This is a genomic window from Fervidobacterium gondwanense DSM 13020 (assembly GCF_900143265.1).
GTDB classification, from domain to species: domain Bacteria; phylum Thermotogota; class Thermotogae; order Thermotogales; family Fervidobacteriaceae; genus Fervidobacterium; species Fervidobacterium gondwanense.
Genome location: NZ_FRDJ01000001.1, coordinates 179,565 through 191,597, shown reverse-complemented (window position 1 = coordinate 191,597; position 12,033 = coordinate 179,565). Strand labels below are relative to the sequence as shown.

Genomic DNA, 12,033 nt, shown 5'->3' with positions numbered 1-12,033 from the left:
TGAGGTGGTAGCTTGATTACAACAATAAATGGAGTTGAGATGAAAGGTATCTTCATGAAAGGTACCGAAAATTTGCTGGCACATAGAGACGAAATAAACGCACTGAACGTTTTCCCGGTACCGGACGGTGATACCGGTTCTAACATGAGCTCAACGATGCTTGAAGCTTGTAAATACCTCGAAAACACCACAGAAGAAAAACTGTCGAACGTTCTTGATGTTATTAAACGCGGTACACTGATGGGAGCTCGAGGAAATTCTGGAGTTATACTCTCTCAAATATTCAGAGGTTTCTGCGATACCTTATCGAAGAAGAACAAAATAACAGTCGCAGATTTTGTAAAGGGAATCAAAGGTGCAAAAGAAGTTGCCTATAAAGCTGTCCTGAGGCCTGTTGAAGGTACGATACTCACAGTTGTGAGAGTTTTAGACGAACATTCAAAAGAACTTGCCGCATGCGAAAGTTTTGAGCAACTCTTTGAGAAAATGGAACAGATAGCGTTAGATACGGTTAAAATGACGCCTAATTTGCTGCAAAAGCTCAAGGAAGCGAACGTTGTGGACGCTGGCGCCAAGGGGCTTTACTACATAATTCAGGGGTTCAAAATGTACATCCTTGGTGACAAAACGATAAACCTCCAAGGCGTTGAGACAAGGCCTTCGGAAGAAATCACCATAGCGTACGAAGAATTAACGTACCAGTACTGTACCGAACTAATAGTGAGAGCGAGAAAAGATATCAAAGACGCGACGAAAAAAGAGCTTGAAAGTTACCTTAATTCAATGGGCGATTCCGTGGTGTTCTTTGTTCAGGACGACGTAATTAAACTGCACGTTCACACAAATAACCCGGGACAAGTAATTGAAACTTTCCTCCAGCATGGTGAACTATTGAAGGTTAAAATCGACAATATGAAAGAACAGCATGAACACGTTGTTGGAGAATATACAAAGAAAGAACGCAAGAAGATTGCATTTGTTGCAGTCTCGCCAGGAGAAGGCATATCAAAGGTATTAACAGACCTTGGCGTAGATGAAATAATCTCGGGTGGTCAATCGATGAACCCGAGCATGGCTGACATACTTGATGCGATCAGGCGAGCGAATGCGGACAACATATTCGTATTTCCAAACAACTCAAACATAATCTTAGCGGCTGATCAAGCAGCGAAAGTGGCTCAGAACGAAGGGATCAATGTAATAGTAATAAAAACTGTGAATGTCCAGCAGAGTGTTAGTGCAATGATTTACAAGATGGGAGAAGAAATTGAAGAGATAAAAAACAGCATAAACGAAGCCATTGCTAAAACGACTGCCATATCAATTACAATCGCGGTTAGAGACTCGAAATATGCTGGTGAAAAGATAAAGAAAAACGAATACCTCGGATTTCTTAACAAAGAATTAGCAGCGCATCACAGAAATTTGGTAAACGTTTTGGACAAACTGTACGAAAAATGCAACTTAAAAGATCGGGAAGTGCTAACGGTGTTCGTTGGTTCGGACGCAACGCCTATCGAACAGAGCATAGTTGAGAAGTATACTAAGAAGAAATATCCGAATGTGCAGATAGAATTTTTAGATGGTGGGCAACCACACTATCCTTTCTTAATGTTAGTTGAGTAAGTTTTTAAAAATCGTATTGAAAAGAGGAGCATAGGATGAGGGAAGTAATGAATGTTGTAAACGTTGATGATAAATACGTATATTTATCTTTAATGGTCAATGAAGCAGGCTGTTCTGCCTGCGCTTTGGCAGGCTCATGCTCGGTAAAAGGTGAAAAGGGCACACTTAGAGTGCGGAAGGACGATATGAAGGAAGAATTCAAAACAGTCTTGCCAGGTGACACCGTCATCGTTGATTTGAAACACAACGAAGCTATCTTATCACTTATCGTGTATGGCATACCACTTGCCGGATTTCTAATAGGAGTATTGATTGGATACATCCTCAAACTCCAAGATTTGATTTCCTTTGTGCTTGGGATTGGATTTGCTGGTGTTGGCGCACTGCTCACGAGACTTTATGACAAAAAATACAAAATTGAAGTAATCGATGTTAAAAGAGCAACCGTGCAATCTTGGCATAGTGACAACATAAATGAGCCACTAAATTCTTAAAGAGCTTAAAGAAAACCCGTGAGGGGGATGGTTGAATGGTTTACACATTCAAAAAGGGAGAGCCGAAAAACGGATGGGTGACTATCGTCCACGGTCTTGGTGAACACATCGGACGGTACGAACGGTTAATCAACTTGCTTACTGAAAACGGTTTTGGCGTTTTCGGTTTTGACTTACCGGGACACGGAAAGAGCGGGGGGATAAAGGGGCACACGTCTATTGAGGAGATTATAGAGCTAATAGACGACCTAACAAAATCGACGCAGAAATTCGCGATCTTTGGCCACAGCCTTGGTGGGCTGATAGCAATAAGATATGCAGAGCTTAGACCACAAAAAATTTCAAAGCTTGTGGTCTCATCACCGGCACTACATCTTGAACCTAAGCCGAGCCAGGTTATGATGCTCAAAATATTCTCATTCTTAGCACCATTCATGACGGTGAAGAACGGTATAGACCCAAATCATCTATCTAGAAGCAAAGAAGCCGTTGAAAAGTACATCTCAGATCCATTGGTTCACGACAGGATATCGATTAAACTCGGAAAAAGCATGCTCAAGAACGTTGAACTCGCTCACGAACAAGCCCAGCGAATAAAATGTCCGGTTGCTGTGCTCATAGGTACAGAAGACAGAGTAACACCACCGGAAGGCGCAAAGAGATTTTTCGAAGAGCTCCAAACAGAAAAAAGGATTGAGGAATTTTTGGGAGGGTACCACGAATTATTTGAAGATCCGGAACATGCCGACGGCTTCCATGAGAAAATTCTCTACTACATAAAAGATTGGAAATCTGAAGAGCGATAAGCGAAGGTCATAGAAAGGAATGGAGAGAGCATGGCTATCTACAAAACAAGGTTAGGCGAGTTTGATATAAACGATGATGAAATAATCACATTTCCAGGCGGAATACCGGGATTTGAGAATTTGAGAAAGTTCTTCATATTATCATTGCAAGAAACAGCTCCGATAAGCTGGCTTGTGAGTATTGAAGATGAACAAGTATCTTTCCCGATAATTGATCCATGGATTGTCAAAGAAGATTACGAGATAGAACTATCCCAGCAGGAAGTGGCGGAGCTTGAAGTTGAAGACCCTTCAGAATTGATAATCTGGTGCATTGTTACGATACCTCTTGGCAAACCGCAAGAGGCAACGGTGAATTTGAAAGCACCAATTGTCATAAACGTCAAAAAAGCAAAAGGGATACAAGCGATACTTGAAAATTACGACATGAGATACCCGCTAATGGATGCAACGAAATCCGACGAAGAAAAGAAAGAAGAATAGGCACTCAAAGAGTAAAAAACTTGAAAGTGGTGAAAATTATGCTTGTACTATCGAGAAAAGTTGGCGAGAGTATACTGATAGGTGATAACATACAAGTGAAGGTGATTAAGATCGAAAACGGCGTCGTCAAGATAGGCATAATGGCTCCTTCGGACGTTAAGATATATCGCGAGGAGATTTATTCCACGGTGGCTGCACACAATAAAGCTGCCTTAGGTACGGCGGACTTATTGACAAATGTGATGAAACTGAAGGAGGCACTCAGAAATGATAAAGATAGATGACAAACTAGTTGAACATCTCCTAAAGCTATCAAGACTAACGTTCGATGACAAAGACAGGCTGAAGAACGATCTGCAAAAGATCATAAACTACTTCGAAATACTTTCCGAAGTCAACACCGAAGGTCTTGAACCAATGTACACACCTATTGAAGAACCGTGCATTTTAAGAGAAAAAGAACCAGTGGAGTTTGAAAACATCGATGGAATTATTGAGAACTTTCCTGAAAAAGATAATAGGCTTATCAAAGTCCCGGGTATTTACGGATAATTCAAAGGTAAAAGAATGGCAGAAATCTGAAGAACTTGCGGCACAGTACCTTAAAAAGAAAGGATACAAGATCGAAAGTCGAAATTACCGCACACCTTTCGGAGAAATCGACATAATCGCAAAGAAAGGAAACATGTATGTCTTTGTTGAAGTAAAATCCGGTACTGGTCGAAAGATAAGACCATCAGAAAGAGTTGACGAAAACAAGCACCAGAGAATCTGCAAAGTAGCAGAATATTATATCCATAGAGAACTGAAGAAAAAAAGGCGGGATGATTTTCTTTACAAGACTCGGATTGATGTGATAGAGATAATCGATGGCAAGATAACACATTACGAAAATATTGGGTGGGATTTCGTGTGAAGGTAATAGCGACTAACAAAAAAGCATACACTGACTACATAATAGATGAAACTTACGAGGCTGGCATAGTGCTCGTTGGAACGGAAGTCAAATCGTTGAGGGAACACGGCGCCAGTTTCAAAGACTCGTTCTGCAGGGTCAAAGACGGGGAGATATTTTTGTTGAACCTGCACATACCTCCTTACAGATTTGGAAACATCTACAACCACGATCCAGAAAGACCGAGGAAGTTGTTGCTCCACAGAAAACAAATAGACAGAATTTGGGGCAAAATCCGTCAAGAAGGATATACGGTGATACCAACGAAAATATACTTCAACAACGAAGGTAGGGTTAAAGTAGAGATCGCAGTGGCGAAGGGTAAGAAGAGCCACGATAAGCGAGAAGAGATAAAGAAGAAGGAAATTGAAAAGAGAATAAAAGAATATATTAAACGATAGTATAAGCTCGTATATCTTTTTCACGTTTCTATGCAGGAGTTGAGGATTTTATGTCGACACAGAAAAACAACTTCGTACCCAGAGCAAAAATAATAATCGGCGATAGTCGAAAAATGAGGGAAGTTAACGACGAAGAAGTAGACTTAATCGTCACATCTCCACCTTACTGGCACATAAAGGACTACGGTGTGAATGGACAGATAGGTTATGGTCAAACACTTCACGAATATCTTAATTCGCTTTACTGTGTGTGGTCAGAAAGTTACCGTGTGTTGAGAAATGGTGGAAGGTTATGTGTAAACGTTGGAGACCAATTCGCAAGAGCGGTGGTGTATGGTCGCTACAAAGTAATTCCCATACATGCGGAGATAATTGCCCAGTGTGAAGATATAGGTTTTGATTTCATGGGATCTATCATCTGGCAGAAAAAGACCACAATGAATACGACAGGCGGAGCCAATGTAATGGGCTCATATCCATATCCCCCAAACGGTATTGTAGAATTGGATTACGAATACATTCTCATATTCAAAAAACCCGGCGATAACAAAAAGGTACCAAAAGAGGTAAAAGAAGCTTCGAAACTTTCTAAGGAAGAATGGAAAGAATACTTTTCAGGACACTGGACATTTGGTGGAACAAAGCAGATAGGTCACGAAGCTATGTTTCCGGAAGAACTTCCCAGAAGGCTTATAAAAATGTTCACATTTGTTGGGGATACGGTTTTAGATCCATTTTTAGGCAGTGGAACTACCGCAAAGGTTGCTTTGGAACTTAATAGAAATGTAATTGGATACGAAATTAACAAAGATTTTTTAGAGATGATAAAGACAAAGATAGGCATAGGACAAAACATCTTCTTAACGTCGGAAAATATCCAGATAATTGAAAGGGAGCAAGAATTTAAAGAGCAAAGTACGAACAATTACGTTCCAAGAATCAAAGATGCAAAACCTCAGATAGAGCCAAATAAGTTAAAATTCACTGGTGAAAGACTGTATAGAGTAGTTGATATCATTGACGAATGTACACTAAAACTCGATACGGGCCTTGCTGTAAGGTTTCTCGGAATAAAGATAGAAAAAAAGAAAGAAGCCATCGAATACCTTCAAAAGTATGTGCTCGGTAAGAATGTGTTTTTAAAGCTTGAAAGTGCTGTTATTGTTGATTCAGGAACTTTGATAGCATACATTTATCTCAAAAACAAGATCTTCATCAACGCTTACCTTATAAAATCAGGTATTGCAGTACCAGATTTCGAAGTTGAGCACAGATATAAGAACAAATTTTTAGGACTTTGGGAGGAAATCCGAAGTGTCAAAAGAATGGATTCTGAACATAGCTACAAACCGGTGGGGTTTAAATAAGAAAAGCAAAGTTGGACCTGTTTCGGAATGGATTAGAGAGTGCAAACCAAAATCTCTCGAGGAATGGAAATTATTCTATTTCGATAAGATAAAAAAGGAAATTTTAGAGCCTAATGGCAACACACAAAATGCTCACGAGTATATAAAAGATTTGGGACAGAGACTGTATGTAAAGATAACGGAAGTTATGCAAGCCGAGTTGAAGGAAATAACAGAAGAAGACTGCATTTTGTATATAGAAGATTTGGTTTTGAAAAAAACATTTGATGGGTATCTTACAGAGATTGATACAATTCACGAGAAAATCCAATTAGAGTTAAAACATCTCGATGTTGCAATAAAACCTGCACCCGACGAATGGGACAGAAAGTACAACGTTGATTTCTATGTAGACGTTTCAGGAAGCTACATAGGTATTCAAATAAAGCCGATAACTTATCAACAGAGTCAACAGATATACAAGTGGAAGGAATTAATGAACAAAAGCCACGAGAGATTTAGGGAAAAGTTTGGGGGGAAAGTTTTCATCGTGTTTTCAATCAAAAATAATGATAAGAAGGAGATTTTCAATCCTGAGGTAGTCGAAGAAATTAAAAATGAAGTTGAGAGATTGAAGAATTTGAAAATAGATGAAATTACAAAAGGAGAGTGATAACATGGATATAAGAAAAAAGGTCGAAGAAAAACTCAGATCATTCAAAGAAAGTTACAAACCAGACGTCATAGATATAGATCCAAGTAAAATCAACATCAACACCTACATCGATCACACAAATCTCAAACCTACCGCAACGACAGAGGAAATTAAAGCGGTCTGCAAAGAGGCGTTGGAATACAAATTCAAAGGCGTATGCATAAATCCATCCTTTGTTCCTATGGTTTCGCAGATGCTTAAAGGCTCGGATGTGCTCACAGTGACGGTTGTTGGATTCCCGCTCGGTGCAACGAGCACGCACTCGAAAGTTGAAGAGACAAAATGGGCGGTTGAAAATGGCGCTCAGGAAATCGATATGGTTATACACATCGGAAAACTCAGAGAAGGCGATTACGAATACGTGTACAATGACATAAAATCAATTGTTGAAGCGGCGAAAGTACCTGTTAAAGTGATAATCGAAACATGCTTCCTCACAGATGAAGAGAAAGTTGCAGCTTCGGTAATTTCAAAACTTGCAGGTGCAAAATTCGTAAAAACGTCTACAGGTTTTGGCACAGGCGGTGCCAAATTCGAAGACGTTCAATTGATGCGCTGGGCGGTTGATGGTGAAATAGAAGTTAAGGCATCAGGTGGAGTAAAGACTTACGAAGATGCATTAAAGATGTTATCTGCTGGCGCAACGAGAATAGGCACGAGCTCGGGAGTTGCTATCGTCACGAGAAAGACGAGTACCTCGGGAGGATATTGATTAAATCGTTATTTGAACACTATAAATAGGGGGTGGTCCGCATGAAAGTTTTGGGTCTAATTTTGGCAGGGGGCAAGAGCGATGCGCTTGGTAAGCTCGTTTACAAACGAGCAAGTGCCGCCGTACCGGTCTTTGGAAAGTACCGTGCAATAGACTTCACGCTAAGCAACATGGTCAATTCCGGCATATACAAAGTAGGTGTTTTAACCCAGTACAACCCGCGCAGTCTTATGGACCACCTCGGCTCAGGTAAAGAATGGGATCTTGATAGAAAACACGGTGGATTGTACATACTTCAACCTTACCTTGGAATGACCGGAGAGTACTGGTATCGTGGTACAGCGGATGCTCTATTCCAAAACACCACGATGCTCAGAAGAGGCGATGAGGACTACGTAATAATAGGTTCCGGCGACCATATCTATAAAATGCTTTACAACGACATTTACAGCTACCATTTCGCCAAAGGTGCCGATGTAACACTCGTAGTTAAAGAACTCGATGAAACATACGACATCACACAATATGGGGTTGTAACAACTGAGCCAGACGGTAGGATAACACAGATACAGGAAAAAGTTCAGAATCCTTCGACAAGAAAAGCATTTTTAGGTATTTACTTCATAAACAAGCATTTGTTGCTCGAGCTCCTTTATGATACAGTACCAGCTGGTAAATACGACCTTTTGCTTGACGTGATAATACCAAACCTTTCCAAGCTGAAAGTATACGCGTACGAGTTCAGCGGATACTGGAGAAATGTCAAGAAAGGAATAGCAGAGTACTACAAAATGAACATGGAAGTTCTCAACAGCCCTGCAATTCGCGAAGAATTATTTGTGAAGTACGGAAAGGTGTATACAAAATTGAAAGACTATCCACCTGCCAAATTCACGGGTACTGCGAAGGTAAGTAACTCGATAGTCGCTGATGGCTGTATTATATCTGGAAATGTCAAAAATTCTGTGCTCTTCAAGGGAGTTGTAGTACGCGCAGGTGCTCGAGTTGAGAACTCGATAATTATGCAAGATAGCGTTATTGAAGAAGGGGCTATAGTGAGAAATGCAATAATAGACAAGAACTGCGTAGTTCGCGCAGAGCAGATGCTGATCGGCGATTTTGAGCCTGTGGTCTTAGAAAAATGGATGGTTATATAGCGGGGGGTGAAGGGGATGCAGAACGTGCTTGGTTTGATACTCGCAGGTGGTCAAGGAACGAGGCTCGGAGTACTGACGGAAAAAATACCCAAACCCGCCGTTCAATTTGGTGGAAAATACAGGATAATAGATTTTACCATGAGCAACTGCGTCAACTCAGGAATATACAGAATAGGTGTGCTTACACAGTACAGACCACACTTGCTCAACAAACACATAGGTATCGGCAAACCGTGGGATTTAGATAGAAAGGGTGGAGGAGTTACGATACTCCAGCCATATTCTACGCTTACTGAGAGCGTATGGTACAAAGGAACAGCCGATGCGGTTTACCAAAACATCGAATTCATAGACGAATACGAACCAGAATACATTGTCGTTCTTTCTGGTGACCACATATACTCGATGGACTACAGCGAATTTGTTTACTACCACATATCGAAGAATGCACTGGCGACGATAGCCTGTATGGAAGTGCCGCTCAGCGAAGCCCACAGATTCGGGATAATGATAACGGACATCGACAACAAGATCGTTGAATTCCAAGAAAAGCCGAAAGAACCGAAATCGAACTTAGCTTCTCTTGGTATCTACGTCTTCAATTGGAAATTCATAAAAGATGTGCTCATCGAAGATGCGAAAAACGAATCGAGCGACCATGATTTTGGAAAAAACATAATACCGAATATCCTCACAACAGACCGTGTGTATGCATTCCCATTCGAAGGGTATTGGCAAGATGTAGGAACTATAAGATCGTATTGGGAAACGAATCTTGAACTCGTGAGGCCCATTCCTCCGTTTAACATCCATGATCCGAATTGGCGCATCTACACAAGGTCTGAAGAAATGCAACCGGCATACATAGCTCCTGAAGGCGAAGTAAGGAATTCAATAGTGAGCGAGGGTTGTGAAATCTACGGAACTATTGAAAATAGCGTTATAGCTCAGGGTGTAAAACTTGGCAAAGGCAGCGTCATTAAAAACAGCGTCATAATGGCAAAAGTTGAGATTGGAGATAACGTGTACATTGAAGATGCGATTGTGGCGGAAAATACCATAATCAAAAACGGTTGCAAGATAGGCATAGGTGAATTTGCCGAGAGCAAATACGACAAAAAGGTCTACGATTCACACATAACAGTTATCGGAATGGACACCGTTGTGGAGGAAGAATGTGTCTTCGGTAAGAACGTTGTGATTGGCAACGACCGGATAGTACCGAAAGGAACGCAGATAGAGAGTGGCGGATACTACATTTAATTTCTTTGATATGTTTAATATACTTTGCAATCTTGCTGGGAGGAATAGTAGGTGGATCTTTATTTTATAAAAGTTCGTGCTCGAAGTAAAGGAACAGCAGAAGACATAGTTGGATATTTTTTTGGAAAAACGAACAGCGCACCCGATTTTGATTTCTTGGTTGTTCCTTTGCGTTATTCAAATATAATCGACAGCATCACACTGAATGAAGACCTTAGAGAATTTAAGGAAAAGCTCGAAAAAGCCAAACAAGAGATAAAAGCAATACCGGGTGGGCACGATGTAACTATCGCATTCTTAGCGTACCTTAACAACATGCTGAACAGGAGGGGGAAAATTCCACTTGGTATTGAGTTCTCGACTGCCGTGAAGGAGTCGGATACAGAAGTTATGAAGGTCATAATATCTGATCTGCTCGAAGAATGGAGCCCGAAGATGGAAGTTGACGTACGGGCTCAAGGTATGTTTCTTGAAGAATATTCTGCATACACGTTTCTCAGCATGCAGGAAGATTTTTCTGATGAAAATGTTGTAAAGGTTTACACAAGAGCGGATGTAGTGGATCTGCCAGAAGCATTTCCCGTAATAGACCCAATTAACGGAACTTCAATTGTCCAGTTTGACATAGGTGATAAAATTCCTGTCGTCATTTTAAACCCCGGAAAATACGAAAAAAAGCTGAGGGAGCTCTATCCAAACTTCGATTCTGACAAATTTTCAATTGAAGCAACGCTTCTTAGCAAAGAACTTGTGAGAGTAGGCGGCGGGAGCCTTTACTTAGTAAAAGTGGAACTTTCAGAAGGATTAATTGCTAAAGCTCTTATCAGTCCAGCACTTAAGATTCTCAGTGATGAAACTTATTTTATCAAAAAGAGAAGGCAGCAGACTGAACAAAAAGAGCATATTGAAAAGGTTCCAAGGTCTATAAAAGTTGAGATACCACCAACAACCGGTTCGGAGCTTCTAATATCTTTCATGACCACACTCCTCGTTACTGGAGCACTGCTGATAATCATATACTTGTTTATGAAATAAAGTTCAGCGCAAAAATAACTTGAACTACGGGGTGGAAGACATTGAGGAAAACACAGCTGAATGAAAATAACATAAAACAAGTTGTAAGCCTCGTCTACGAAGAAAAGAAAGAATTCTACGATGAACTTTTTGGTTCGAATGCTCAGAAATATATAAAGAAGGCATTTGACATGGATGTACCACCTTTTATTAAGCGCAACTGCATCGTGTTGGAGAGTGATGGTGACGTCAAAGGGGTTCTTCTATATGCCACAAAAGCTGAATTTCGACACGGATACCAGCGCTGGTTTAACGTTCTTGGTTTCAAAATTGTTCCAGTTGGATCGAAGATGATCTACATCATCCAAAGACTGCTGATGGATTTTGCTATAGATGATCTGTACATAGTTTCGTTAGCGGGGGAATTAAAAGAGTGGCTACTTTATAAGTACATTAAATCAAGCCGTTACAGAAAAATAATAGTCGATGCGTTGGATAGCGATATCTTCGCTCGTTTTAATTTTACAGAAGAAAGACCGGTGCACCCGAAACTGAGGCGATTTTCAAAATTCTGTGACTACGAAAATATGGGTGGAATCGGCTGGGACACACATCCACTCGTTGAGGGGAGGAAACTCATCATCGGCGGTGTTGAAATAGACTCGAACTTGGGACTCCAAGGGCATTCCGATGCCGATGTTCTCTCTCACGCCATAATAGACAGTCTTGTTGGAGTAACGCTGAAAAGCGACATCGGGTCTATATTCCCAGAAAATGACGAGAACAGGGGACGCAGCAGTATAGAGATGCTCGATATAGTTGTAAGAACGATTAACAAAAGCGGATTCTTTCCATCTTCAGTGGATTGTGTTATAATTTCACCGATAAGACTGAAAAACTACAGAAAGGATATATCTCAAAAACTTGAAGATATACTCCGATGTCCTGTGTCTGTGAAGTTCAAGAGCGGAAACGACGTATACCCTGAATCGCAGATGAAAGGAATAACTGCGATCTGCGTGAGCAATGTGGATAAGATATCATAAAAATTGCAAAAACGA

15 protein-coding genes are annotated in these 12,033 nt (G+C 40.7%); all 15 read left to right on the top strand.

Annotated elements, in window-relative coordinates; genetic code table 11:
- The first annotated feature begins 15 nt into the window (after positions 1 to 15).
- Genes BUA11_RS00870 through BUA11_RS00800 form a run of 15 tightly spaced genes read left to right on the top strand, consistent with a single transcriptional unit; the run spans position 16 to position 12,018 of the window.
- A complete protein-coding gene (locus tag BUA11_RS00870; RefSeq protein ID WP_372589813.1) occupies positions 16 to 1,626 on the top strand; it encodes a DAK2 domain-containing protein in 1,611 nt (536 codons plus the stop codon).
- A 35-nt stretch (positions 1,627 to 1,661) separates the two neighbouring features.
- On the top strand, positions 1,662 to 2,120 hold the full coding sequence (locus BUA11_RS00865; RefSeq protein ID WP_072757340.1) for a SoxR reducing system RseC family protein: 459 nt from the start codon (positions 1,662 to 1,664) through the stop codon (positions 2,118 to 2,120).
- A 35-nt stretch (positions 2,121 to 2,155) separates the two neighbouring features.
- Positions 2,156 to 2,926 carry an alpha/beta hydrolase gene (locus BUA11_RS00860; RefSeq protein ID WP_072757338.1) on the top strand — a complete coding sequence of 257 codons (771 nt, stop codon included), beginning with the start codon at positions 2,156 to 2,158 and terminating at the stop codon, positions 2,924 to 2,926.
- Positions 2,927 to 2,956: 30 nt separating this feature from the next.
- Positions 2,957 to 3,409, top strand: a complete 453-nt coding sequence (fliW, locus tag BUA11_RS00855; protein WP_072757336.1) for a flagellar assembly protein FliW — start codon at positions 2,957 to 2,959, stop codon at positions 3,407 to 3,409.
- Between the two features lie 38 nt (positions 3,410 to 3,447).
- Positions 3,448 to 3,693, top strand: a complete 246-nt coding sequence (gene csrA, locus BUA11_RS00850) for a carbon storage regulator CsrA (RefSeq protein WP_072757334.1) — start codon at positions 3,448 to 3,450, stop codon at positions 3,691 to 3,693.
- Positions 3,677 to 3,961: an Asp-tRNA(Asn)/Glu-tRNA(Gln) amidotransferase subunit GatC gene (gene gatC, locus BUA11_RS00845; protein WP_072757332.1), complete on the top strand. Its 285-nt coding sequence runs from the start codon at positions 3,677 to 3,679 to the stop codon at positions 3,959 to 3,961. The genes csrA and gatC overlap by 17 nt, the downstream gene beginning before the upstream one ends.
- Positions 3,894 to 4,325 (top strand): YraN family protein, encoded by a 432-nt coding sequence (locus tag BUA11_RS00840; protein WP_084634283.1) that lies wholly within the window; start codon positions 3,894 to 3,896, stop codon positions 4,323 to 4,325. Before gatC ends, BUA11_RS00840 begins: the two co-directional genes overlap by 68 nt.
- Complete coding sequence (gene smpB, locus BUA11_RS00835) at positions 4,322 to 4,765, top strand: SsrA-binding protein SmpB (protein WP_072757330.1); 444 nt, start codon at positions 4,322 to 4,324, stop codon at positions 4,763 to 4,765. The genes BUA11_RS00840 and smpB overlap by 4 nt, the downstream gene beginning before the upstream one ends.
- Before the next feature lie 50 nt (positions 4,766 to 4,815).
- The gene (locus BUA11_RS00830; RefSeq protein ID WP_072757329.1) at positions 4,816 to 6,132 is read left to right on the top strand and encodes a DNA methyltransferase; all 1,317 of its coding nucleotides are present in this window, start codon (positions 4,816 to 4,818) and stop codon (positions 6,130 to 6,132) included.
- Positions 6,080 to 6,784 carry an MjaI family restriction endonuclease gene (locus tag BUA11_RS00825; RefSeq protein ID WP_072757327.1) on the top strand — a complete coding sequence of 235 codons (705 nt, stop codon included), beginning with the start codon at positions 6,080 to 6,082 and terminating at the stop codon, positions 6,782 to 6,784. Before BUA11_RS00830 ends, BUA11_RS00825 begins: the two co-directional genes overlap by 53 nt.
- A gap of 4 nt (positions 6,785 to 6,788) precedes the next feature.
- Positions 6,789 to 7,538, top strand: a complete 750-nt coding sequence (deoC, locus tag BUA11_RS00820) for a deoxyribose-phosphate aldolase (RefSeq protein WP_072757325.1) — start codon at positions 6,789 to 6,791, stop codon at positions 7,536 to 7,538.
- A gap of 41 nt (positions 7,539 to 7,579) precedes the next feature.
- A complete protein-coding gene (glgD, locus tag BUA11_RS00815) occupies positions 7,580 to 8,695 on the top strand; it encodes a glucose-1-phosphate adenylyltransferase subunit GlgD (protein ID WP_072757324.1) in 1,116 nt (371 codons plus the stop codon).
- A gap of 15 nt (positions 8,696 to 8,710) precedes the next feature.
- A complete protein-coding gene (locus BUA11_RS00810) occupies positions 8,711 to 9,958 on the top strand; it encodes a glucose-1-phosphate adenylyltransferase (RefSeq protein ID WP_072757323.1) in 1,248 nt (415 codons plus the stop codon).
- A 51-nt stretch (positions 9,959 to 10,009) separates the two neighbouring features.
- Complete coding sequence (locus BUA11_RS00805; protein WP_072757322.1) at positions 10,010 to 10,993, top strand: DUF4899 domain-containing protein; 984 nt, start codon at positions 10,010 to 10,012, stop codon at positions 10,991 to 10,993.
- Between the two features lie 41 nt (positions 10,994 to 11,034).
- The gene (locus tag BUA11_RS00800) at positions 11,035 to 12,018 is read left to right on the top strand and encodes a 2-C-methyl-D-erythritol 2,4-cyclodiphosphate synthase (protein WP_072757321.1); all 984 of its coding nucleotides are present in this window, start codon (positions 11,035 to 11,037) and stop codon (positions 12,016 to 12,018) included.
- The last annotated feature ends 15 nt before the right edge of the window (positions 12,019 to 12,033 follow it).

What these genes read in the sequence shown, in the direction of transcription:
- BUA11_RS00810 (WP_072757323.1), top strand. Translation starts at nt 8,711, where the DNA reads ATGCAGAACGTGCTTGGTTTGATACTCGCAGGTGGTCAAGGAACGAGG.
- BUA11_RS00860 (WP_072757338.1), top strand. Translation starts at nt 2,156, where the DNA reads ATGGTTTACACATTCAAAAAGGGAGAGCCGAAAAACGGATGGGTGACT.
- deoC (WP_072757325.1), top strand. Translation starts at nt 6,789, where the DNA reads ATGGATATAAGAAAAAAGGTCGAAGAAAAACTCAGATCATTCAAAGAA.
- fliW (WP_072757336.1), top strand. Translation starts at nt 2,957, where the DNA reads ATGGCTATCTACAAAACAAGGTTAGGCGAGTTTGATATAAACGATGAT.
- gatC (WP_072757332.1), top strand. Translation starts at nt 3,677, where the DNA reads ATGATAAAGATAGATGACAAACTAGTTGAACATCTCCTAAAGCTATCA.
- csrA (WP_072757334.1), top strand. Translation starts at nt 3,448, where the DNA reads ATGCTTGTACTATCGAGAAAAGTTGGCGAGAGTATACTGATAGGTGAT.
- glgD (WP_072757324.1), top strand. Translation starts at nt 7,580, where the DNA reads ATGAAAGTTTTGGGTCTAATTTTGGCAGGGGGCAAGAGCGATGCGCTT.
- BUA11_RS00865 (WP_072757340.1), top strand. Translation starts at nt 1,662, where the DNA reads ATGAGGGAAGTAATGAATGTTGTAAACGTTGATGATAAATACGTATAT.
- BUA11_RS00840 (WP_084634283.1), top strand. Translation starts at nt 3,894, where the DNA reads ATGGAATTATTGAGAACTTTCCTGAAAAAGATAATAGGCTTATCAAAG.
- BUA11_RS00830 (WP_072757329.1), top strand. Translation starts at nt 4,816, where the DNA reads ATGTCGACACAGAAAAACAACTTCGTACCCAGAGCAAAAATAATAATC.